Raw genomic sequence first — 25,554 nt, 5'->3', positions numbered from 1 at the left:
ATTAACAAATCTTTTAATAAATTAACACATTATGTTGACAATAATTCTCGTTGCAGTTGCTGTAATTTTAGGTACATTCGGTCTAGTTAAATTGATAGACAAATTTATCCCAAACAAATTTAAACCTGTTTTAAATATTCTACTTTGGATACTAATTGCCTTTTTAGGCTACCAGACTTTTATGTCTATCTATGAGCCTATTCAATTTAATAAAATAAAAAACAAACGTTACGTAACCATTATTGAGAGTTTAAAAGATATTAGGATTGCTCAATTAGCTCATAAAGAAGTCACTGGACAATTTGCTGGTAATTTTGATAATTTAATTAAATTTATTGACACAGCTGAATTTACAATTACACAACGTAAAGACTCTAGTATTTTAGATGTTGAAATGACTAGACGTTTTGGTGGTGTTGAAACTTTTAAAGACATTGTAGTTGTTGATACATTAGGGTTTGTTTCAGTGAAAGATTCTTTATTTAAAAATTCAACACGTTACAAAACTATGATGAATGTGCCTATTCCTGGTAAAGACGATGCTAAATTTGAGTTAAAAGCAGGCTTTAAAGAGCAAAATGATGTAAAAATCCCAGTATTTGAAGCTTCTGTAAAAAAAGAAGTTATTTTGTATGACCAAGACAAAAATCTTGTAAATCAAGAAAATCAAGTTATTTCTACTGTTGTAGGGGTTAAAGGTGATGCATTAAAAGTAGGATCTATGGAAGAGGTAAATACTTCTGGAAACTGGCCTAAAACCTATGGTAGTAACGAATAATAATTCAGAACATACACCTAATAATAAAGAGCTGTCCATTCAAATAAGTTTGAATGGACTTTCTTTTTGTATACTACAGTCTGAAACCAATACTATTTCTTTTTTAAAGAACTTTTCTTTTGACAAAAAACAGAGTCCTTTTGAAACTTTAAATCAGTTAAAATCCATATTTGAGACAGAAGACCAACTAAACGATAACTTTACTTCTATTTGTGTTATTCATGTAAATGAACTATCCGTTTTAGTGCCTAAACCTTTATTTAGTGAAGCTGCTTTAGCTGATTATTTAAAGTTTAATACTAAAATTTTAAAGTCTGATTTTATTACCTACGATAATATTCCATGCAATGATAGTGTAAATGTATATGTCCCTTATGTAAACATTAACAATTATATTTATGATAAGTTTGGCACTTTTACGTTCAAGCATTTTTCTACGGTTTTGGTAGAGCAAATATTATTAATTGAGAAAAATTCTGAAACTCAAAAAGTATATGCACATATGGCATCCAATCATTTTGAAATAGTGATTGTAAATAAGGGAAGCCTGTTATTATACAACACTTTTGAATATAGTACAAGTGAAGATTTTATATATTATCTATTGTTTGCAGCAGAGCAATTAGGACTCAATCCCGAGGTTTGTGAATTAGTTTTCTTGGGTGACATAGTAAAAGATGATGCTATTTATACAATTGCTTACAAATATATTCGTCATGTAAGTTTTGGTAATAGATTTGACAATTACAAATACCTGACAGCTCCTAAAACAAATTATTCAGATTTCACACTTATAAAAAGTTTTTAATGCGTATTATATCCGGAATTTATAAAAGTAGAAAAATAGTAGCTCCAAAAAATTTACCAGTGCGTCCAACCACAGATATGGCAAAGGAATCGCTTTTCAATATTTTAAATAACCAATTTTATTTTGATGAGATTTCTGTGCTAGACCTGTTTGCTGGCACTGGAAATATAAGTTATGAATTTGCATCTAGAGGCACTGAACAGATTACTTCGATAGACCAAGACTTTGGGTGTGTCAAGTTTATTAATCAAACAGCAGAGGCTTTTAAAATGCCTATACAAACCGTTAAAAGCAATGTTTTTAAATATTTAGAAAAAACAAATCAACCAGCCAATATTATTTTTGCTGATCCACCTTATAATTTTTCTATTGAGGAATTTGCTAAGATTCCCGAATTAGTATTTAAAAACAATTTGTTATTAGAAGCGGGACTACTTATTGTTGAACACTCTAAACATACTGATTTATCTAATCTACACAACTATAGTTACTCCAAAAGTTATGGAGGTAATATGTTCAGTTTTTTTGAAAACACCACACGCGTATAAAAACAAAGCTCTCTGAGTTATCAAAGAGCCTGTTTGATTAAGTAAATCTATAAGCCGAATTCTGTACTCTTAAAAGAGCCCTTATCATTTATCTGAATGCATGGTTGCCCATACACTTTAGCTGCCTACCCTCCAACAATCGAGCGTGCAGCCCTCAAACGTTGGTATACATGACATTGCACCACATAGAGTTTACCGGGTTTCACTACAGCATTACCTGTACATACTTTCTGTTGCACTTTTCCTAACCTCACGGTTGGTGGCCATTAACCACTATGTTGCACTTTGGTGTTCGGACTTTCCTCCATTCATTTGTATGAACAGCGATAAGGCGTTTTACTTGCCTGCAAAATTACAACAAACAAACACTATAATCTAAACATATTTAATCAATTGAAGATTACCACCATTCTTATAATGCATTTTTTATTTCCTCGGGCAATTCTCCGGTTAAGGAATTTAAGAATGCAACCATAGCTTCTAATTCCTCGGCTGTAAAATCTTTATTTAATTGAATTTTTCCCATAATAGCGACTGCATCTTCTAAATCATGAACACTTCCATCATGAAAATAAGGGTAGGTTTTAGCAATATTTCTTAATGATGGCGATTTAAATATGTATTTGTCACCTTCATTATTGGTTACTTCAAATTTTCCCTTATCTATGTTTTCACTTTTAGTATGGTGCCAATAATCATCAAACAAACCAAACTTTTGATGTACATTTCCTCCTAAAGCATTTCCTGAATGGCAAGCAGTACAGCCATTATCCATAAAAATTTGTAAGCCATATAATTCCTTTTCATTTAAACTCTCTAAATCACCTGCCAAAAAATCATCAAATCTTGAAGGTGTAATTAGTTTCCGTTCAAAAGCACCAATTGCTTTTTGAATGTTTTTATAAGAAATAGGCTCTTGGTCTGCTGGAAATGCCAAACCAAACATTTCTAAATAATCAGCATCTTCCAGAAGTCGTTCCACAACAATTTCTTCACTTGGCATAGCCATTTCAACTGGATTTAGAATGGGCCCACCAGCTTGTGCTTCAACATCAGGTTCTCTACCATCCCAAAACTGATCTGTGTGCAATGCAGCATTTAAAACAGTAGGGGAATTTCTAGTTCCTAAACCGCCATTATTTCCGGGTGAGGTACTTAAATTATCAACACCAAAAGTTTTTAAATTATGACATGTATTACAACTCTGTGTATTATCCTTAGATAACCGATTGTCAAAATACAATTTTTGACCCAACGCCACTTTTTCTTCCGTAATCTCATTTTCAGGATTATCAGCTTGTATTGGAAGCGTACCAAATAGCATTGATGCTTTTTTTTGTAAAGCAACATATTCTGTTTTCTTGTTTGATTGATTACAACTCACAAAAGTAATTAGCAAAAAAATCAGGTAAACATATTTTTTCATAACTATTCATTTTAATAAAACCAAAGTTATGATTTGTATTTTTTTGAAATAGTGACTTTTATCACTTTTCAAAAAGTTTTATATTAAAAAGAGAAATTTTTAGAATAAAATTTCAAATTGAAACCCCTTGCAATACGTCAGATATAGATTTGTTAATAAGTACTATTAAATTCTGAATTCTAAATTCTGAATTCTAATTTGATTTTTTAACTTTGTTACCATTCAAAAAAAGCATTAATACATTTGGAACACTTTGTAGTATCAGCCAGGAAGTATAGACCGCAAACGTTTAAAGACGTAGTAGGGCAACAGGCTATTACAAATACTCTATTAAATGCTATTGAAAACAATCACTTAGCACAAGCCTTGTTGTTTACAGGACCTCGTGGTGTTGGCAAAACTACTTGCGCCCGTATTTTGGCTAAAATGATTAATAGTGATGGCTCTGAAAAAGAAGATGAAGATTTTGCCTTCAATATTTTTGAATTAGATGCAGCCTCAAACAACTCGGTAGATGATATTAGAAATCTTACCGATCAAGTGCGTATTCCTCCTCAAATTGGTAAATACAAAGTGTATATTATTGATGAGGTGCACATGCTCTCACCAGCTGCTTTTAATGCCTTTTTAAAAACTTTAGAAGAACCTCCAAAGCATTGCATTTTTATATTAGCAACTACCGAAAAGCATAAAATCATACCAACTATTTTATCGCGATGCCAGATATTTGATTTTAAACGTATAACAGTAAAAGACGCAAAAGCTTACTTAAAATATATAGCAGAAGAACAAGGTGTCCAAGCTGATGATGATGCCTTACACATCATTGCCCAAAAAGCAGATGGTGCCATGCGTGATGCGCTTTCTATTTTTGACCGTGTAGTGAGTTTTTCTGGTAAAGATTTAACTAGACAAGCTGTAACAGAAAACTTAAATGTTTTAGATTACGACACATATTTTACAAGTACAGATCTGATTTTAGAAAACAAAATTCCAGAGCTTTTAATATTGTTTAATAAAACCCTATCAAAAGGTTTTGATGGACATCATTTTATTGCAGGTTTAGCAGCTCATTTTAGAGATTTATTGGTTAGTAAAACACCTCAAACCATTGAATTATTAGAAGTTGGAGAAGATACTAAAAAGAAATACCTTGAACAATCTCAAAAAGCATCGCAAGAATTTCTTTTACAAGGCATTCATCTTGCTAACGAATCCGACCTCAAATACAAATCAAGTAAAAATCAACGACTCCTCATCGAGTTATGTTTAATGCAATTAGCCTCTATCACTTTTGATGGAGAAAAAAAAAATAGCAAACGTTACATAATTCCACCTTCCTACTTTAAAAAGAAGGGCATTACTCCTATTGCTGTTCAGATACCTAAGAAAGAAGTTAGTAATTCTTCTGAAATAAAAAAAGAAGAAACATCTAAACCAGCTCAACCAAAGGCACCTGATTTTGCAGTAAACAAACCGCCAAAAATCATTTTAAAGCAGGAAACTAAACGTGCATCAGGATTATCTTTAAGCAGTATTAAGGCAAAAAAAGAACATCTTATTAAACAAATGGATGTGGTGGTTGATGAAGAAAATTTACCAACAGAAGCTTTTACTGAAGATGAGCTTGTAGCTCATTGGCACAAATTTACTGATATTTTGGTAGAACAAGGCAAACATAATTTGGCTTCAATCCTTTCCATGGATGTCCCTAAAGTAAAAGGAACTACTCTATATTTGGAGTATCCCAACGAAACGAATAAGATAGAGTTAGAACGCCAACAATACGATTTAATGCTGTATTTACGGAAATCGCTAAATAACTATGACATTAGTTTATCCATTACAGTTAATGAAGTCATGGAAAAAAAATATGCGTATTCACCGATTGAAAAATTTCAGAAATTAAAAGAAAAAAACCCAAATATTGATATCCTCAGAAAAACCTTTGATTTGGATATTTAAAAATTAAAATTATGTTAGGACTCAAACTTCCCACCGATCCACGCTGGGTAAACATAGTAGAAAAAAACATTGAAGAAATTTTAACTGATCATGCTTTTTGTGAACAAAAAGCAACTAGTACTGCTATTTCTTTAATCGTAAGTTTTCCTGAATATACTGATTTGGTACAGGAAATGGTAGCTTTGGTAAAAGAAGAAATTAGCCATTTTAAAATGGTTCATGACAAAATTATTGAACGAGGCTGGACTTTAGGCAGAGATAGACGTGATGATTATGTACTACAACTCGTTAAGTTTTTCCCAAAAGGCGGAAGTAGAACCACTCAATTAGTACATCGTTTGCTTTATGCTGCTTTAATTGAAGCTAGGAGTTGCGAGCGTTTTAGATTACTCTCTGAAGAATTAGAAGATCAAGAATTAGCTGTTTTTTATAAAAACTTAATGGTGAGTGAAGCCAATCATTACACCATGTTTTTAAAGTTTGCCAGACAATATGGTAATAAAAAAGAAGTAGATACCAAATGGCAGCAACTTCTTGATTATGAAGCTGAAATTATAAGTAAGTTAGGGACTTCAGAGGCTATACATGGTTAAAACTTATAACCAATTCCTATTTGAATATTTGTGTTTTTAGCAGATAGCCCCAAGTAGTCATCAAAAACATTAGAGAAACCATAGGTGTATCTCGCATCTACAAACAAGGCATAATTAAGTTTGTATTCAATAGAACCAACTCCAGAATATGCCATATTTTTTATGCCATCATCTGTTTTATGAACTTTTAAACCAACTTGTGGCCCTGCTCCAAAATATATTTTTTCACTCAGTTTAAATTTTAATAAAATGGGGGCTTGTAAATAATCTAATTGTACAGGTTCGTCTTTTGCTCCTTCTGCAGAAAATTGAATTTCAGGTTGTATCGAAACACTTTTTGAGAAACTGAAATCTGCTAAAAAGCCAACATACACACTATTTCTGTGTTTATTATTAGCCACAGGCACACCATCATAATCAAGGTTAGAAATATTATAACCACCTCGTACTCCATATTTTGCGCCTTGTGAAAATACTTGAATAGATAGCAATAGAAGCCCAACTAAAAGTAACGTGTTTTTCATAAGTTTTGTTTTAAATAAGTCTTTGCTTTTCAGATAATCAGTTGAAAATCTTAATAAACAATGAATAGGTTTGGGTTAATTAAACTCTATAAAACGAAGATATCTTATAAAATTAAATAACAATTATTTTAAAGGCAAAGTGCAAAATTTTACTGTGTATTGCTAGAAACCGTATCGTAATAGATACTTTTAATAATACCATCTGCCAATCCAATTTTAGGAACATAAATGTTTTTTGCTCCACTCCATTTCATAGCAGACAGATAAATACGCATAGCAGGGATGATAACATCTGCTCTATCTTGGTTTAAGTCCAACTCTGTAATACGCTCTTCATATGAATAGGTTTGAAGCGTATTAAAATAAGAAGTCATATAAAAATATGACAATGGTTTTCCCATAGCTTTACCAGAAACTTTGAATATTTTGTTAATATTTCCACCCGAACCGATAACGTCTATTTTATCGTAGGTTTTTACATTACTTCTTATCCAATTTTCTAATTCTATCCAGGCTTCTTTTTTCACCATGTCATTAAGCAGCCTAACAGTCCCTATTTTAAAAGATTTTGATGTTATTTGATTGCCTTGATGAATAACAGTAAACTCTGTACTTCCACCTCCCACATCAACATATAAGTAAGTTTTACTATTATCTATATATTTATTTAAATCTGTTGCAGCAATTATGGCAGCTTCTTCTTCTCCTCCAATAATATCAATACTTATACCCGCTTGTTTTAAAACTAAATCAACTACTTTTTTACCATTTTCAGATTCTCTCATTGCCGAAGTAGCACAAGCTTTATATTTTACAACTTTATGCGATTTCATTATTAACTTAAAAGCTAACATTGTATCTAACATACGTTGCGTGTTTTCTTTTGAAATTTTATTTTTAATAAAAACATCGGCTCCCAAACGAATGGGGACACGAACTAACGAGTTTTTTTTAAACTGAACAGGTTTTCCTTTTTGCTCAATAATATTCGAAATTAAAAGTCTTACCGCATTTGAACCAATATCGATGGCTGCATATTTTTTTATTGATAGCATATTATCCTATTCCTCTAATTTTTTTATATAATAATTATATGTTTCTACTTGAGATCTTACTTTTTGATTATCATTAACTCGATACTTATTTAACGTTGAATCATCAATCAATCTTGCTTTCACATTATCTCTCCAGCAAATATTAAAAGTTTCAATAATTTCTTTTTTTATTGATTCATCATAAATCGGGCAACTTACTTCAACTCTATTATCAATATTTCTTGTCATCCAATCCGCTGACGATATGTATACTTTTGGATTGTTATTATTTCCAAAAATATACACTCTAGAATGTTCTAAAAATTTATCGATAACGCTAATAACTTCAATATTTTCACTCATCCCTTTTACACCAGGAATTAAACAACAAATACCTCTTACTATCATCTGAATTTTAACCCCAGCTTTACTAGCTTCATAAAGCTTATCAACCATAACATAGCTTGATATACTGTTCATTTTGAGTCTTATATAGCCTGGTTTGCCATTTTTAACATTAGCTATTTCATTATCTATTAGCTTAAATATAGCTTTTTTTGTATAATGTGGAGAAGTTATTAAATGTTTATATTTATATATTCGATAGTTTGTTTCGAAAAAAGCAAATACTTTTATAAAATCTTTTAGCAGACTTTGATTTGATGTTAGCAAAGTATAATCTGTATAAATTTTTGCTGTTGATTCATTAAAGTTACCTGTACTAACAAAACCGTATCGTTTAATTTTTTTATTTTCTTCGCGCTCAATTACACACATTTTACTATGTACTTTTAGCCCTTGAACTCCAAAAATTAAATTAATACCTTCTTCTTCCATTTGTTGAGCATAATTAATATTGGCTTGCTCATCAAAACGCGCTCTTAGTTCAATGGAAACGGTAACAGATTTCCCATTTATAGCTGCATTTATTAAAGAACTTGCAATATCTGAAATCTCTGCTAAACGATAAATTGTTATATTAATGGTAGTAACTTTTGGGTCTAAAGCAGCCTCTCTTAAAAACTTTACAATGTATGAAAATGTATGGTATGGGGTGTAAATCAAATAATCTTTTTCTGCTATAGCCGAAAATATGCTCCCTTCTAAACTTAAACCATTAACGGTCAATGGTTCTATTTTTTTATACAACAAATCGTTTCTTCCTGAGCTAGGAAAGTTCATATAATCGCGTCTGTTATGATAACGCCCACCTGGAATAATACTATCAGTAGGTTCAATACCCATTTTAGACATTAGATATTCCAGAGTTTCATTATGAATGGTTTTATCATAAACAAACCTAACAGGATCCCCAAGCTCCCTATGTTTTACACTATCTGATATTTTATCAATAAAACTCTTACTTAAATCACTTTCAAAATCTAATTCTCCATCTCTAGTAATTTTTATCATGTGAGCAGAAATACTAGAATAGTCAAAAATATTAAAAATATCATCCAAGCAATATCGTAGTAAATCATCAATCATTATGATGTAACTTTTATTGTCTTTATGAGGAAGTTCTACAAACCTATTGATGTTTTTAGGAATTTCAATCAAAGCGAATTGCCTATCATTATTTTTCATAACCATTCTAACAGCTAAATATGCTGCTGTATCCTTTAAATTAGGTAATTTAACCTGGTCATTTAATATAATTGTTACCAGTGCAGGACTGACTGTTTTTATATAATATTTTTTCAGAAAACTCTTTTGCGAATCTTCTATCTGAGTTTCATCTATAATAAAAATGTTTTCTTTTTCTAAACATTTTTCAATTGTACTTAAAATTTTTAAACTTTCACTTTGTTGTTTAATTACAATTTGAGTAATGATTTCAAGTAGTTCTGCTGCTTTAATGCCTCCTAATTCATTTTTACCAGCTTTACCTGCTTCCACAATCCGCTTAACAGTAGCATACCTTACTTTAAAAAATTCGTCTAAATTATTTGAGAAAATTCCTAAAAATCGTAATCTTTCAATTAATGGAACAGACTCATCTTCTGCTTCTTGTAAAACCCGGGCATTAAATTGCAACCAACTTACTTCTCTATTTATATAGCTGTTATCGTGTTTTTCAACTGTGACCATATATTGTTGTATATTTTATTTACAACAAATATATTCTATTTATACCTAAAAGAAAACCTTGTAAAGCTTTGATATCAATAAAATAATATTGAATATTTATGGAACGTATTGGAGCTTATAAATAATTGATATAAATTTTATAATACATTTCAAATCAATGTTTCAAATCTTTAGGAAAAATTGAAAATGAGGTATGTCCAGATTCTAAATTTTTCCAACTATCAATAGCAAATTCAATTACTACTACGCCACTTGTAGGCACATTTTCAATAGTTTTGCTACCATAAGTATTAGCAAAAAAAGTAAGAGCATGATTATGACCAAAAATCATAAGTGTTTCAACAGAATTATCCGTGCTTTTTATAACATTTAAAAGATTATGTCCTGCAAAATCATATAAATCATGGATTAAATTTACTTTTTTCTTTGTAAAATTTAAGTTTGAAATAAAAATTTCAGCCGTTGTTTTAGCTCTTACAGCATCACTTGATAAAATCAAATCTGGATTAACATTATAAGCTTTAAGGTGCTTAGATACTAAGTTTGCATCTTCTCCCCCTCTATTATTTAACGGTCTTTCATGATCAATAACATCATGTTTCCATGAAGATTTTGCATGTCTAACTATAATTATTCTTTTCATACAATCGTTTAAATGTAATTTTTTATCGATGAAATGTTGTTTTTATCGGTGAAAATCATTTAATTTGCTTATTAATTTAAAGATAAAATAAATATAAATATTAGAATCACAAAATCATTGTTTTCAAATTTTATTTTAAATCATTTTAAAATAATTCATCAAAAAAAATTAAATGTTTGAATTTATAATGTGATTTAACATTTTTATTAAAAAAATGATGAAATATGCATTTTTTTCTGTTGTACCCAACTAAAATCTAAGTATTATGAACCCAAATTTAATTACAAAAAAGGACCTTAAAGTCCTATTCTTTTCCCTCACTGTTTTTGTTACAAAACCTATTATGGCCTTTAACGTTTAATGTCACTTTGTGACAATTAATCGCTATCTGTGTCTTTATTAATATATAGTTGATATAAATAACTTTATTACATTATGAAAAGCAATATTCACTCGAGGTATTACATTTTATTATTTACATGTTTATCCTTTGTTTCCCTTCAACAAGTTTGTGCACAAGATGATGAAATTAAAGAGCTTAGTTTGACCAACAATAGTATGGCCAAGACTAGTAATTCAAAAAAAGCTAATAGTAATAATTCAGACAGAACAGATTTTCATAAGCTTGCTTTAGGACTGCAGCCTTCTATATACATTGAAAATAATTCTATAAAAAAACTATACGGTCATAAAAAACCACTTAAAATAGTTTGTATGGATGTGAATTCTTTTAGCTTACTTCTACAAACGATTAGCAGTCATAGAAATGTGGACATATTAGAGATAAATCTAAAAACACAAAACGATTTAAATACTAATTTAGATTTATCAGACAATGAAGAAATTGGACATCTAAAATATATTTATGTGAAAAGTAATTTTAAAATTACTGAAGCTCAAATGAAAAATTTCATAATGTTAAGTCCTGGTTCTGGTATAAGAGTATTTTATAAAACAGAAATTCCTTCTTAACAAAGTATTAGTTCTCAATTTAATGATTACAACATGGAAAAAAAATACTCCCAAAAAACAATAGCTAATACCTGTCTGCCTCTATTATTTGCTATTATATTTATCACTTTTATTTCAAAAAGTTATAGCCAAAACAACAACATTGTAGATTTTGAACCAAGAACTTCAGATTTCACACCTTCAAAAACAATTTATAGAGTAAATGGTGATTTTACCATGATTGGTAATACCAATTTAACACTTGATAACTACTCAGATTCAAGTTCAAACAGTGGCAATATGAGATATGTTGATGTTGATAGTGACCCTACAACTATGAACTCTTCATCTGCTACGCTTTTATTTTCTAATGAAAATAATGCCATCCCTGATTGCTCGCAAATAATTTATGCTGGGTTGTATTGGACAGGAAGAGCTAACAACAACAGTACAGATCCTAACATTTTTACAGTATCCAAAGATATTGTTTCTGGAATAAGTTCTCAGCAAATAACCGATACTAATATGGAGGTTTATGATGAGGATAATATTGACAACACAAACTATACTTTAGAAATATCCAATTCAGGTAATGGACAAAACTCAATAACCTATTATACATTTACGTCATCTAATACTGGAGACACTGTTGAATTCATTTACAGAAGAGGTAGCAATAATAATTCAACTAATCCAACGGTACACGTTAAAGTAAACAATGGAAATGAAATATCAATTCCAACCAGCAGTATTGATAATGATAACGCTTATTTAACTATTCCTTATACCATTTTTTCTGACATCAACTATACTTTAAAAGTAAATAGATTGAGAAGACAAAATAAAGATAGAGCATACATTGATGTTACTTATTTTCCTGTAAACTATACAACAATTACTAAAACATTCGATAAACAAAAAATAGCCATCAAAGGCCCAAATGCCTCAAGTTATACATCCCTAATTGCGGAATCAGATGATATTTATTTCCCTAACGGTACCGATGGTAATATGTTTTCTGCCTATACAGAAATAACAGAATATGTAAAAGCTAATGGTCTTGGCGAATATTTTGTAGCAGATATTGCTGCAAGAGAAGGTGACGGAGGAAATACAGGCTATTTTGCAGGTTGGGGTATGGTCGTTATTTACGAAAACTCCAAAATGAAAGCTCGAGATATTACAGTATTTGATGGACATGCTTATGTAGCTAGTGCAGCGGGTAATAAATACCTTCCTGTTTCAGGATTTAACGCTGTAAGCAATGGAGATGTAACTTTGAAATTGGGTGTGATGGCTGCTGAGGGAGATGTTAGTATAGATGGAGATAAATTAGAATTATTAAGACAAGACACCAATCAATATGAATCTCTATCACATTCAGGAAATACAACAGGAAACTTTTTCAATTCATCCATAGCAACAGGTGGTAACCCAAGAAACCCTGAACTAACAAACAATACAGGAATAGATATTGCTATGTTTGATATTGATAATGGAAACAGCAATAGTAATACTAACGATGATAATAAATTTATAACCAACGGACAACAATCAACAACTTTTAAATATAATTCTACTCAAGATACATATATAATATTTAATATAACCTTTGCTGTAGATGCATATATTCCAGTAACAGAAGGTGTTTTAACAACTACTGCTATTAATAACAATACCAATCCAGGTAATTTAACTTTACTACCTGGAGAATCTGCAGAATATTTATTAGAAATTAAAAATAGAGGAACGGAAGCAACCAGTAATACGTTAGTTACAATTCCTATTCCCTATACGTCAACGTATCAAGAGTTAAGTATACAATATCATACGTATGCTCCTTTTTCAACAAGCAACACCCCTTATTATGATCCTAATCTAGGTTCAACAGGTTCTATTGTTTGGGATTTAGGCACATTACCTGTTCCTAATAACCCTAACGACTTATTAGCTGACATAAGCTTTACTTTAAATGCTACAACAGACTGTTCTTTATTGGTAAACTCAAGTTGTGATTCTACTATTTCACTTGGTGGGTCTATTAGTGGTACTGGTGTTACGTCAAATGTTTCTTTTGAGCAGTTACTCATTCAAGGATACGAAACAACAGGAAATTGTATAGGAGAATCAATACCTACTCCTAGTGTTATAACTATTGATGCAGAAGATTATGTGAATGCAAATTGTGGTAGTTATACAGCTGTAAGAGATTTTTATTTTTGTAATATAGGTAATACACCTATTTTAACATCACAAGTTAAAGATGCTTTTCCTCCTGGGTCAAAATATTACAATGAATATCCTTTAACCGATACTACAATTCTATACGATGATTCTAACCCATTTCCTCCAACAATAGGAACTTCAACATATTTTGCTATTCCTCCAGGAACAACTTTATGTTATTATCAGTTCACAATCAATGTTTCTAATGTTAGTTCAATACCCAGCGTACAAGATATTAGTTATTGTTTAAATGAAACAGCTAATGCTTTAACAGGAATTCCAAGTGATGCTCCTACATCACCATCAGCATATACCCTATACTATTATACAGATAATAACCCTTCAACAAACGCACAAAGTTCCATTGTGCCCTCAACAAGTAGTGTTGGAGAAACAACTTATTATGTAGCTGAAGGACTATCTAATTCATGTATCAGCCCCATTAGAGTTCCAATAAAAGTGACTATTTTTGATGCCATTAGTATTTCAACAGAAAGCATAACCAATGTATCCTGTGTAAATGGCAATGATGGTGCTATTAATATTACTGTATCAGGAGGCTCTGGTAATTATTCGTTTGACTGGGATAATAATGGTAATGAAAACCCTGATACAGATTCTGAAGATTTATCTAATTTAATTGCCGGTACATATAAAGTAACTGTAACTGATACCGATGTGCATGATAATGTACAAACCTGTACTCAAGATGTTGTTGTTACTGATCATATCAATCCAACCATTGACTGTCCTAATCAAATAAATGCCAATGTGGATGCGGGAGCTTGTTTTGCAACACTGACTCTAACCGAGCCTGCAAGTGCTGATAATTGTGGCGTGAAGAGTGTAACCAATGATGCCCCTGCAACATTCCCTGTGGGTACCACCTCTGTCACATGGACCGTGACCGATGTGCATGATAATGTACAAACCTGTACTCAAGATGTTGTTGTTACTGATCATATCAATCCAACCATTGACTGTCCTAATCAAATAAATGCCAATGTGGATAGTGTTCCCCCGCCTGCAACATTAACTGCTACAGACCCTTGTGGAACTGTAAACATAACTTTTAGTGAAGAAAAAATAGAAGATACTTGTGTATCTAACTATACTCTAAAACGCACCTGGGTTGCAACGGATGCAAGCGGATTAACAGCTACACACACACAAACAATTACTGTTCAAGACACCAAAGCACCAGTGACAACTACCTCTTATGATACTAATATTAGCGTTAACTGTGATAACATTCCAGCCAAACCAGTTTTAGAGTTTATAGATAATTGTACAACAGAAGTTACCATTGAATATGATGAAATAAACTCATTTGATGCAAACAATCCATCAGATTATGAAATAGTTAGAACATGGAAAGTATCAGACGCATGTGGCAATAACAATATTTTCACACAAACCATTTTAGTAACCTTAAATGACTTTGTAACAGAAGTAAGTGATAGATTATGTTCCGATGATGGAACTATCAACTTAGATGATTACTTAGATAATAATATATCTGGAGGTAATTGGGTTGTAATTGAAGGTAACACCACATTAGATCAAAATATATTTGACCCTGAAAATGTTGCATTAGGCTTTTATAAATTTAGTTATCAAATTTCTAAAGATGGTTGTTTAAACACTACCGAAGTAAGCCTTGAAATTCATGATGAGTGTATTGTTTTACCATGTGGAAGAGAAGATGTGATTATTTCAAAAGTTCTTACACCTAATGGAGATACACATAATGATTTATTCACTATAACAGGTGTTGAAACTTGTGGATTCACTGTAGAATTACAAATATTTAATCGTTGGGGAGCAAAAATTTATGAAAGCTTCGATTATAAAAATGATTGGAACGGTTACGCTCACAAATCATCTGTAGGTAAAGCTGATAAAATTCCAAATGGAACATATTACTATATTATAAATTTAAAGGATAGTGGCTTGAAGCCTTTTGCTAAAGCATTTTACGTAGGATCCAAATAAACCTTAACCTATTATGAAATTAATAAAGTTTAACATCGCTGTTTTTATATTGCTAAATTGCGGCATTGGTTTTGCGCAGCAACTCCCACAATTTACACAATATATGTACAATACTATTTCTATTAATCCTGCTTATGCTGGTAGTAGAGAAACATTAAGTATTGTTGGTTTACACAGGAGTCAATGGGTTGGTCTTGATGGCGCTCCTACAACACAAACGTTGTCCGTACATTCGCCTTTAAGAAATGAAAAGGTTGGGCTTGGTTTATCTTTTATCAATGATGAACTTGGATATGAAAATTTCTCATATTTATACGGTGATTTCTCGTACACCATTCCAGTTGGATTGAAAACAAAATTAGCTTTCGGATTAAAAGCTGGTTTTACACAATATTTCATAGACCAAGAACTTTTAACAGATCCTACAATTTCAACCGATCCTTTTTTTGATGATGTGTCCAACAGATGGAGTCCAAATATAGGACTTGGAGCCTTTTTACATACCAACAAATGGTATGTAGGACTTTCTGCTCCAAGAATATTAAATACTGATTATAATAATGGTAAACAAGGTAGTATAGACTATGTCGCATTAGAACGTGTAAGTTACTATTTAACGGGGGGGTATGTTTTCGATTTAAGCAACACAACCAAATTTAAACCAGCTGCTTTACTTAAAGCTACAAACGGAGCTCCCTTATCATTTGATATAACTGCTAATTTCTTATTCAATAATGTTTTTTGGTTGGGTGGTTCGTATAGAATTAATGAATCTGCTGCTGCACTTGGTGCTATTGCAGATTTTCAAGTATCAAAACAATTACGCATCGGCTATGCTTATGAATACCCAATATCAGAATTGAGAACATATACAAGTGGAACGCATGAAATTCTATTAATGTTTGAAATATTTCAAAGTAAACGTATTAAATCGCCTAGGTTCTTCTAAAATTAACTACTATGAAAACAAAATTTTTAATATTAGCACTTACATTTTGTATTAGTTCAATATTTGCCCAAGTAAAATTAGCGGATAAATTTTTTGATAATTATGGCTACATCAAAGCCAGCGAATTATATGAACAAGCACTAAACAATGGTGATGACAGTAAGCATGTTTTAACTCGATTAGGTGATTGTTATTATAACAATTCCGATTCAGAAAAAGCCGTAATTTGGTATAAAAAAGCAGTCAATAAATATGAGGATATATCTGCGGAACATCTTTTTAAATACATTCAAACCTTAAAAAGTTTAGGTAATTATTCCGAAGCCGAAAAATGGATGGTTCAATTTAATAATATTCACAATCAAGATGGTCGCTCAAAAAAATATAATCCAGATAACCTTGGAGCATTCAGTGAACTCATATCTAGTAATGAAAAATCAGTAGTTAATCTTTATAACCTTCCTATAAACTCTAACCAATCCGATTTTGGAACTTATATACATGATAATCAATTATATTTTGCTTCTTCTAGAGGAGATGATGTTAGTAAAGTTTATGCTTGGAATAAAGAACCTTTTTTAGATTTATACCAAGTGTTTGTTGAAGACAATGAAGGTCAGTTAAAATTTGGAACTCCTAATTTTATTACTTCAACCAAAATTAATACAGATTATCACGAAGCATCAATAGCCATTACTAATGATGGAAAAACAATGTATTTTACTCGAGATAATGTTACAAAAAGAAACAAATTAGACTATGATAAAAAAGGAACCTCTCATTTAAAAATTTATAAAGCATCCTTGGTTGGTTCGAGTTGGGAAAACATAAAAGAACTACCTTTTAATGATGAAATATATTCTACAGGTCATCCTGCTTTGAGTCCTGATAATAAAAAATTATACTTTGTATCTGACAGACCTGGAGGCTTAGGTCAAACAGATATCTATGAAGTTGATATACTTGAAAACAATAAATTTAGTTTACCTAAAAATTTAGGAAGTAAAATTAATACCGCAGGAAGAGAAATGTTTCCGTTTGTTAGTAAAGATAGCACCTTTTATTTTTCTTCTGATGGACATTTAAACTTAGGTTTATTAGATATATTTAAATCTAACATCATTAAAGAAGAAAATGCAGAGCCAGAAAATTTAGGAGCGCCTTATAATAGTGGCTATGATGATTTTGCTTATTATATTGATTCTGATGATATAAACAAAAGAGGCTACCTATCTTCTAACAGACCTGGAGGTCAAGGAAACGATGACATTTATAGCTTTAGCTCATATGAATGTGTTCAAGATATTACAGGTATTGCTAGAGATGCTTACACCAATAAAATTTTAAGTAATACGGAAGTTCAACTTATTAATGAAACTGGAAAAGTAATCAATAAAGCTTTTACTGATGATAAGGGCGTATACAAATTTGCTGCAGATTGTAACAAAAAATACATCGTTTTAGGTACTAAACCTGACTATAAAGAAGATAAGAAAGAGATTCTATTAGATAATAAAAACAAGGGAATAACTACTACCGATTTATTCTTACATCCTTTAATTAAAAACAACCAAATAGTAATAAACCCTATATTTTTTGACTTTGATAAATGGAATATTAGAACCGATGCCGAATATGAATTAGAAAAAGTAATTGATGTTATGAGAACCCACCCCAATATGGTCATTAAAATTGAATCGCATACAGATAGCAGAGGAAGCGATAAATACAATATGAAACTATCAGATAGAAGGGCTAAGTCATCCAAAGACTACATCATATCAAGAGGCATAGAGAGCAACCGTATAGAAAGCGCTATAGGATATGGTGAAAACCAATTATTAAATAATTGCAGTAATGGTGTAAAATGTAGTGAACAAGCCCATCAATTAAATAGGCGAACTCAATTTATAATCATAAAAATGAACTAATAATTTAAACCATTATGATTAAATTCTTAATGGTTTTTTTAGGCTTTTAAACCAAATGATTCCAATAGGAAAAACAGTTATAATACAAGTTTTTGCCGACAAAACATTCTTTTGTTTGTTTATTTTCTTTCATCTATTTAACAAATCATAAAATATTGAAATCGTTAAAATGAAATTTTATTTCGATTAAAAGTAATACTGATTCGTTTAGTCGGTTTTATAAGTGATTTAACACGTTTATTTGATTAAGTAATTACATATACGTTTTTTTGTTTTCACCTACTTTAATTAAAATAATATGAAACCAAATCTTATTTCAAATTCAATTTTTGTGTTGAATTTTTATCCTCAATGTTTTTCCCTCAAAAACTTAAATGATATTATTTGTATTTAGTCCTTAATAAGGGGTAATTATGAAGATTGGTGTTTTGTATTAAAGATAAAAGGTTTTATATAACATGAGAAAACAATACTCGAATATCTTACTAAAAAATAGGCTTACTATCCAACCATTATTAAGCTTAGTTTTATTTATGACAATCAGTTTCACTGGTTATAGTCAAGTACCATTTAATCCAAGAACTTCTGACGAAACACCTAGTGAAACAATATATACTGTAAAAGGAGACTTTGCCATGATTGGTAATACCAATCTTACATTAGTAGGTTACACTGATAGTGGCACAAATAGTTCAGCTATGAAGTATGTTGATATTGACATAATTAATGACCCTAATAATAATCCTACATTCAATTCATCTTCTGCTGATTTAATTTTTTCAAACGAAAATGCTGCCAAACCAGAGTGTTCAAATATAATATATGCAGGCTTATATTGGATGGGTAGGGCTGATAATGGGGTAAATTCTCCTAATATATTTTCCGTAACTACAACAGATGGGGTTACAAAAGACCTTGACAAAACAAAAGTATTATTAAAAACCCCAAATACATCAGGATATGTACCTATTACAGCTAAAAATAGTGATGTCATATATTTTCAAACCGGAGGAACTACCGAAAATATTTTTGTTGGGTATGCAGAGATTACAGACTATGTAAGAGCTGGTAGGGATGGAACCTACACAGTTGCTGATATCGCTTTAAATGAAGGCACCCTGGGAAACACAGGTCTTACTGGTGGTTGGGGTATGGTTGTTGTCTATGAAAATTTTGAAATGAACTGGAGAGACATCACTGTTTTTGATGGCTACGAGTATGTTGGTGAAAACGATGAAAATACAATAACAGCTTCTGGATTTAAAGCCGCTCCAAATGGAGCTATTAATTTTAAATTAGGAATCATGGCAGGTGAAGGAGATAGAGGATTATCTGAAGATTATTTTGCTATGGAAGAAAGAAATTCTGGTAATTTTGTTGATTTAGAACATGCGAATAATACAGATAATAACTTTTTCAACTCTTCCATCTTAACTCATAGTACTCTTGGAAATAGATATCCTGAACTAACAAACAACACCGGATTAGACATTGCTGTATTTAATATTGATAACAATAGTAACAGATTTATAGACAACGACCAAATAGAAACAAGGTTCCAATATGGCAGTACTCTCGATTCCTATGTTATTTTTAATATTACGTTTGCTGTAGATGCCTATGTTCCAGAAGCTGAAGGTATAATAGCAACAACCTCTATAAATGGTAATCCTAGTCCCCCTACTTCATCCATAAATCCTGGTGAAAATGCCGAATATCAATTACAAATAAAAAACACAGGATCAGAGGCCATTGAAAATACCGTTTTAACCATTCCTATTCCGCCTGAAATAACCCATAGTGGCTTAGATATAACGACTAATGTAAACACAAAATATGCCCCATTAGATGATTATTCTGCACCCAATATTGTGGCTCCTACACCTGGTAATAATGGGTTTATTATTTGGAACTTAGGAACACTCCCCCTACCTGATACCCCTAACGAAGTTATTGCAGACATTAGTTTTAAGTTTACTGTAACTACAAATTGCTCAATATTAGAAACCTTACCAAATGATGCCAAAATATCTGTTGGAGCCACAATAAGTGGTAAAGGAGCAACTTCCGAAACTACTTTTGACTACCCTTTAATTTTAGGATATGAAACCAGTGGTAATTGTTTTGGAGATCCTATTTTAGCATACAGTAACGTTGCTATAGACCATATGGGTTATGTAGATGAACCTCCAGTGATAGCAGCTCCAAGTCCTTTAGATATTGAAGGTTGTACTACTACAGATATAACTGCATTATCAGCAAGATATCCTTATAGCCCAACTGAATCTGTAAATATAAATGACACCTATACTGATATTGTTGGATATACGGTTTCTGGAGGAACTATAGCAAGTATAACATACCGCGACGCAATCACTACTAGTAGTGATTGCTTACAAATAACTAGGACATTTACAGTTACTAATACGTGTGGTACTTTGAAACTGTAGAGCAAGTAATCAATATTACAGACTCTACTAAGCCCACAATTTCAGGTACAATTACAGCAACAGATGTTGAAGGTTGTGAAGTATCTGATGCCACACCTGCCGTTACTACCATAACAGAACTTGAAGCCCTTGGGGTTACTATTTCTGATAACTGTACCTCAAATGCAAATCTAATAGTTACCAGTACTGATGCGTCTACAGGAACATGCCCAATAGTTCTTACCAGAACATATACTGTTACAGATACTTGTGGTAACTTTGAAACTGTAGAGCAAGTAATCAATATTACAGACTCTACTAAGCCCACAATTTCAGGTACAATTACACCAACTTACTTTCATGTAATTACAATAACCAATCGGAAGTTAATGATGCTTTTGCTGATTGGGTTACGGTTCAGTCTAATATAATTTCTGTAAGCGGGGGCTGCTCTCCTATTCTATCTAATGACAGTGCCAATGCATTCATACCAGATTGGTGCTCTGGAGGAACTGCTGCAGTAACTTGGACCATTACAGATTCTTGTGAAACCATTAGTACAATTACAGCAGACTTTAACTTAACTGCACCCTCAACTATAACTTACACGCTTCCTAATGATATAAGTAAAACAGCCTCTCAACTAAATGATCCAGACCCAGCTATAGCACAAGAAAATTTAGATAACGATATTGCATCTTGGGTTGCAAACCAAACCACAATTATAAACAATAGTTTCTCTGGTGGCTGTTCGCCAACAGTTACTCATAACTTTACAACAAGTCCTATTATGTTTTGTGCTTCCAATAGTATTACCGTTACTTGGACTATTGAAGATAATTGTAGCACATCAACACAACAGGCAACCTACACATTTACACAACCTGATGGTATCAATTTTGATAATCCTAATAACAAACTCGCAGAATCTTGTGATTTTGATAATTCAAATTTTGCTACTGCACAATCTGAATTAGATGCAGATATAGCTAAATGGGTTACAGATGAAACAGCAAGAATTAACCAAAGTCTAACAGGTGGTTTTCCAGTAATTAGCCATGATTATATAGGCCAAACTATTAATTTTTGTTCTGATCCTAATGAATCAAATCAACTAACCATTACTTGGACAGCAGAAACTTTTTGTGAAACCACTACACGTTCTGCAACCTATACTTTAACACAACCTGAAACTATTACTTATACAGCACCAACCAATGATACCGCCGAAGCTTGTGAATTTAATAATACCAGCATTGCAACTGCTCAAACAAATTTAGATGCCGATATTGCTAATTGGGTTGCTGAGCAAACTAATATGATAATTAATAGTTTAGAAGGGGGCTGTTCTCCAACAATTACTAACGATTTTAATGGACAAACCATCAGCTTGTGCTCTGGTGGTGCCTTAACAGTTACTTGGACTGTGGAAGATATATGTGAAACAACATATCCAACCGCAACATATACTTTAACAGAACCAACAGCCGTAACTTATACTTCTCCTGGGAATAATACCGTTAATGCATGCGATTTTGATGATATTAATCCAGCTCAGGCTCAATTAAATTTAGATAATGCCATTAGAGCATGGGTAGCAGAACAAACGGCTGTTATAAATAATAGCCTTACCGATGGATGTTCGCCTTCCGTTTCTAGTAATTATACAAATCAATCAATAAATTTCTGTGATGGAGGTTCTGTAACAATCCGATGGACCGTGGGAGACATTTGTGAAACAACCTACCCAGAAGCTACTTACACACTTATAAAACCCGCTGCAGTAACATTTGATGAACCTGAAAATAATATTACTGATTCTTGCCAATTTGATAACACAAATATTGCTGCTGCTCAATCAAGTTTAGATACTAATATTGCTACATGGGTTAACACACAAACTGCAAATATTAGCAACAGTTTTATGAATGGATGTTCACCAACAGTAACGAACGATTTTACAACACAATCTATTGATTTCTGTACTGGTGGAGATATAACAATTACTTGGACCGTTGAAGATATCTGTGAAACACCAATAATGCGTACAGCTACCTATACCTTGATACTTCCAGATTCTGTAGCATATTCAGAATCTGTAGACAAAACTGCTAATTCTTGTGAATTCTATGATATTGATCCTATAATAGCTCAAAATGCTTTAGATAATGATATTCAAGCTTGGATTAATAATCAAACAACTTTAATTGAAAGTAGCTTAATTGGTGGATGTAGCCCTACTGTTTCAAATAATTATAACAATCAAACCATTGATTATTGTGTAGGTGGAGATATAGAAATAACTTGGACGGTAGAAGATATATGTGGAAGTTCATCTACTACTGCAACCTACAGCTTAACAAAACCAGATGCTGTAACGTATATTCTTCCTTCAGATGATAATTCATCAGCTTCAGAATTTGACGACCCTGATTCCAACATTGCTCAGGCAAATTTAGATGCTGATTTTGAAGCTTGGATTACAGAACAAACAAACATTATTAAAAATAGCCTTGTTGGGGGATGTGCACCAACAGTGACCAACAACTTTACAACACAGTCCATTGTTTTTTGTGCTTCTAAAACTGTTACTATCACTTGGACCGTAAAAGATATCTGCGGGGAAACAAATCCTACAGCTACTTATACATTTACCCAACCTGAAGGTATGGTTTTTACACCTCCTTCCGAAAATATAGTGGATGCTTGTCAATTTGATAATATAGATCCTGCATTAGCTCAAAGTGCTTTGGATGCAGATATTGCTGAATGGGTAGCTACTCAAACAGACAATATAAATAACAGCATAAGTGGTGGATCACCTACAATCACAAATAACTTTGAAAATCAAACTATTGATTTTTGTACGGGAGGAACCATCAACATTACTTGGACGGTAGAGGATATTTGTCAAATCTTAACTCCCACAGCTTCATATACTTTAACCAAACCTGAAGCGATAGCTTACACGGCCCCAGTTGATGATTTAGTTGAGTCATGTGAGTTTAATAATCAGAATCCAATGGCTGCTCAAAATGCTTTAGACAATGATATTGCTGCTTGGGTAAATACACAAACAGCCCTAATAAACAACAGTATTACAGGTGGTTGCTCTCCTGAAGTCACAAATGATTACACCAATCAGTCATTATCTTTTTGTACAGGTGGTTCTATAACTGTAACTTGGACTATTGATGATATTTGTGAAACAACAACCAGTACAGCAACCTATACGCTAACAAAACCAGAACCTGTAACCTATACAGCACCTGTCAATGACACATCTAATGCTTGCGATTTTGACAATAGTACTCCAGAAAGAGCTCAAACAGCACTCAATATAGATATATCCAATTGGGTAGCATCACAGACAGACCTCATAAATAATAGTTTTTCTGGGGGATGTTCACCAAATGTTACTAATGACTTTTCTACACAATCTATTGATTTTTGTTCTGGAGGTTCAATAATAGTTACTTGGACTATTAATGACATTTGTGAAACAACAAGTCATTCGGCAACATATACGTATACATCTCCAGATCCTGTAAAATTCAATCAAGCCAATTTACCTCAAAATTTAACTGTGGAATGTGATGCTATTCCAAACCCTGTTTCATTAAGTGCTTCAACCAATTGTGGTAATGTAAGGGTAACTTACAATCAAGAACGTATTGATGGTAATTGTGCTAATGAATATCTACTTAAACGTACTTGGACAGCTATTGATGTTTGTGGGACTCATATTTCACATGTTCAAGAAATTACTGTTCAAGACACAAAAGCACCAGAATTGATTACTAACCATGACAGTATATTAACTGTAAGTTGTACCGATATTCCTGAAGCTCCAGAATTAGAATTTACTGATAATTGTTCAACAAATATTAGTGTGGTTTTTAATGAAGTAAATCATTTTGATGACACTTTATTTGCCGACTATAAAATAGAGAGAACATGGGTTGTAACTGATGAATGCGGAAATGAAAATGTTTATAGCCAAGAATTAAATGTTATGCTTGATGATATTTTTACTCAAATAACTGCTGGTGATAGATGTTTTGATGATGGTACGTTAGATTTAAATCAATTCTTGTCAAATGGCTACACCAACGGAACATGGGAGTTGATTGAAGGAAAAACAGAAGCAACCCTCATAGGTAGTATTTTTGACCCAACAACACTTACATTTGCCGAAGATTTTCTTCCTGGAAGTGGAGGAATTGATTATGTATTCAGATATACTGGTTTGGAAAATGGCTGTGTTAATATTACAGAAGTCACTATGAATATTCATGCAGACTGTAAAGTATTGCCATGTGAAAGTAATGATATAACTGTATCTACAGCCATAACGCCAAATAACGATGGAGAAAATGAAACCTTTGATATCATGGGAATTGACTACTGTGGCTTTTTTGCTGAAGTAAAAATATTTAACCGTTGGGGGGCTATGGTTTATGAGTCTAATGATTACACCATTGGTAGTGAGGATGTATCTGGAACTCATGGTGATTGGGACGGTAAAAGTAGTCGAGCTATTGGTTCTGCAAATCAAGTGCCAAACGGAACCTATTATTACATTATTAACGTAAAAGACAATTTCGGTGTTATAGGAACATATACTGGCCCCGTATATATTGGAACCAAATAAAACTTAACC

Annotated in this window: 18 protein-coding genes and 1 other RNA gene; 12 read left to right on the top strand and 7 right to left on the bottom strand. The window is 32.1% G+C overall.

Going from position 1 to position 25,554, the window contains the following annotated elements; translation table 11 throughout:
• Nucleotides 1-31 precede the first annotated feature (31 nt).
• The 3 genes from APS56_RS01785 to rsmD are packed head-to-tail and all read left to right on the top strand — an operon-like array spanning nucleotide 32 to nucleotide 2,134.
• Entirely contained in the window at nucleotides 32-778 is a 747-nt protein-coding gene (locus APS56_RS01785; RefSeq protein WP_054724207.1) for a hypothetical protein, read from the top strand.
• Nucleotides 762-1,586, top strand: coding sequence for a DUF3822 family protein (locus tag APS56_RS01780; RefSeq protein ID WP_054724205.1), 825 nt, complete (start codon nucleotides 762-764; stop codon nucleotides 1,584-1,586). Before APS56_RS01785 ends, APS56_RS01780 begins: the two co-directional genes overlap by 17 nt.
• Nucleotides 1,586-2,134, top strand: coding sequence for a 16S rRNA (guanine(966)-N(2))-methyltransferase RsmD (rsmD, locus tag APS56_RS01775; RefSeq protein ID WP_054724202.1), 549 nt, complete (start codon nucleotides 1,586-1,588; stop codon nucleotides 2,132-2,134). Before APS56_RS01780 ends, rsmD begins: the two co-directional genes overlap by 1 nt.
• Nucleotides 2,135-2,168: 34 nt before the next feature.
• On the opposite strand, the gene rnpB is transcribed toward rsmD, so the two are convergent.
• Together rnpB and APS56_RS01770 are read right to left on the bottom strand one after the other, a co-directional pair.
• Nucleotides 2,169-2,477, bottom strand: an RNA gene (gene rnpB, locus APS56_RS16670) — RNase P RNA component class A.
• Nucleotides 2,478-2,546: 69 nt separating this feature from the next.
• Nucleotides 2,547-3,560: a cytochrome-c peroxidase gene (locus APS56_RS01770; RefSeq protein ID WP_054724200.1), complete on the bottom strand. Its 1,014-nt coding sequence runs from the start codon at nucleotides 3,558-3,560 to the stop codon at nucleotides 2,547-2,549.
• A 243-nt stretch (nucleotides 3,561-3,803) separates the two neighbouring features.
• Here APS56_RS01770 and dnaX point away from each other — a divergent pair, with 243 nt between their 5' ends.
• Both dnaX and APS56_RS01760 read left to right on the top strand, forming a co-directional pair.
• Nucleotides 3,804-5,525 carry a DNA polymerase III subunit gamma/tau gene (dnaX, locus tag APS56_RS01765; protein WP_054724198.1) on the top strand — a complete coding sequence of 574 codons (1,722 nt, stop codon included), beginning with the start codon at nucleotides 3,804-3,806 and terminating at the stop codon, nucleotides 5,523-5,525.
• 11 nt (nucleotides 5,526-5,536) lie between these two features.
• On the top strand, nucleotides 5,537-6,118 hold the full coding sequence (locus APS56_RS01760; RefSeq protein WP_054724196.1) for a MiaE family protein: 582 nt from the start codon (nucleotides 5,537-5,539) through the stop codon (nucleotides 6,116-6,118).
• On the opposite strand, the gene APS56_RS01755 is transcribed toward APS56_RS01760, so the two are convergent.
• The 4 genes from APS56_RS01755 to APS56_RS01740 all read right to left on the bottom strand — a co-directional run bounded on the left by APS56_RS01755 (nucleotide 6,115) and on the right by APS56_RS01740 (nucleotide 10,410).
• The gene (locus APS56_RS01755; protein WP_054724194.1) at nucleotides 6,115-6,642 is read right to left on the bottom strand and encodes a porin family protein; all 528 of its coding nucleotides are present in this window, start codon (nucleotides 6,640-6,642) and stop codon (nucleotides 6,115-6,117) included. The genes APS56_RS01760 and APS56_RS01755 overlap by 4 nt on opposite strands.
• A gap of 149 nt (nucleotides 6,643-6,791) precedes the next feature.
• A complete protein-coding gene (locus APS56_RS01750) occupies nucleotides 6,792-7,697 on the bottom strand; it encodes a Ppx/GppA phosphatase family protein (protein ID WP_054724192.1) in 906 nt (301 codons plus the stop codon).
• A 6-nt stretch (nucleotides 7,698-7,703) separates the two neighbouring features.
• Nucleotides 7,704-9,767: a polyphosphate kinase 1 gene (gene ppk1, locus APS56_RS01745; protein WP_054724190.1), complete on the bottom strand. Its 2,064-nt coding sequence runs from the start codon at nucleotides 9,765-9,767 to the stop codon at nucleotides 7,704-7,706.
• A 154-nt stretch (nucleotides 9,768-9,921) separates the two neighbouring features.
• Nucleotides 9,922-10,410 carry a SixA phosphatase family protein gene (locus tag APS56_RS01740; protein ID WP_054724188.1) on the bottom strand — a complete coding sequence of 163 codons (489 nt, stop codon included), beginning with the start codon at nucleotides 10,408-10,410 and terminating at the stop codon, nucleotides 9,922-9,924.
• A gap of 558 nt (nucleotides 10,411-10,968) precedes the next feature.
• On the opposite strand from APS56_RS01740, the gene APS56_RS01735 reads away from it, so the two are divergent.
• From APS56_RS01735 to APS56_RS01710, 6 genes are all read left to right on the top strand, one after another.
• Entirely contained in the window at nucleotides 10,969-11,382 is a 414-nt protein-coding gene (locus tag APS56_RS01735) for a hypothetical protein (protein ID WP_157757592.1), read from the top strand.
• Nucleotides 11,383-11,415: 33 nt separating this feature from the next.
• Nucleotides 11,416-15,582: a T9SS type B sorting domain-containing protein gene (locus tag APS56_RS01730; RefSeq protein ID WP_054724184.1), complete on the top strand. Its 4,167-nt coding sequence runs from the start codon at nucleotides 11,416-11,418 to the stop codon at nucleotides 15,580-15,582.
• Nucleotides 15,583-15,595: 13 nt separating this feature from the next.
• Entirely contained in the window at nucleotides 15,596-16,531 is a 936-nt protein-coding gene (locus tag APS56_RS01725) for a PorP/SprF family type IX secretion system membrane protein (protein WP_054724183.1), read from the top strand.
• Nucleotides 16,532-16,542: 11 nt separating this feature from the next.
• Nucleotides 16,543-18,462 (top strand): OmpA family protein, encoded by a 1,920-nt coding sequence (locus APS56_RS01720; RefSeq protein WP_054724181.1) that lies wholly within the window; start codon nucleotides 16,543-16,545, stop codon nucleotides 18,460-18,462.
• A 533-nt stretch (nucleotides 18,463-18,995) separates the two neighbouring features.
• Nucleotides 18,996-20,912, top strand: coding sequence for a hypothetical protein (locus APS56_RS01715; RefSeq protein WP_054724179.1), 1,917 nt, complete (start codon nucleotides 18,996-18,998; stop codon nucleotides 20,910-20,912).
• Nucleotides 20,891-21,322, top strand: a complete 432-nt coding sequence (locus APS56_RS01710; RefSeq protein ID WP_054724176.1) for a hypothetical protein — start codon at nucleotides 20,891-20,893, stop codon at nucleotides 21,320-21,322. The genes APS56_RS01715 and APS56_RS01710 overlap by 22 nt, the downstream gene beginning before the upstream one ends.
• Here APS56_RS01710 and APS56_RS16910 read toward each other — a convergent pair.
• Complete coding sequence (locus APS56_RS16910; RefSeq protein ID WP_157757591.1) at nucleotides 21,309-21,446, bottom strand: hypothetical protein; 138 nt, start codon at nucleotides 21,444-21,446, stop codon at nucleotides 21,309-21,311. The genes APS56_RS01710 and APS56_RS16910 overlap by 14 nt on opposite strands.
• 235 nt (nucleotides 21,447-21,681) lie before the next feature.
• Between APS56_RS16910 and APS56_RS01705 the strand changes: the two genes are divergently transcribed.
• Nucleotides 21,682-25,545, top strand: coding sequence for a T9SS type B sorting domain-containing protein (locus APS56_RS01705; protein WP_054724174.1), 3,864 nt, complete (start codon nucleotides 21,682-21,684; stop codon nucleotides 25,543-25,545).
• Nucleotides 25,546-25,554 lie beyond the last annotated feature (9 nt).

Origin of the sequence: Pseudalgibacter alginicilyticus (assembly GCF_001310225.1) — a bacterium.
Taxonomy (GTDB): Bacteria; Bacteroidota; Bacteroidia; order Flavobacteriales; family Flavobacteriaceae; genus Pseudalgibacter; species Pseudalgibacter alginicilyticus.
This window is presented reverse-complemented; position numbering and strand designations above follow the sequence as displayed.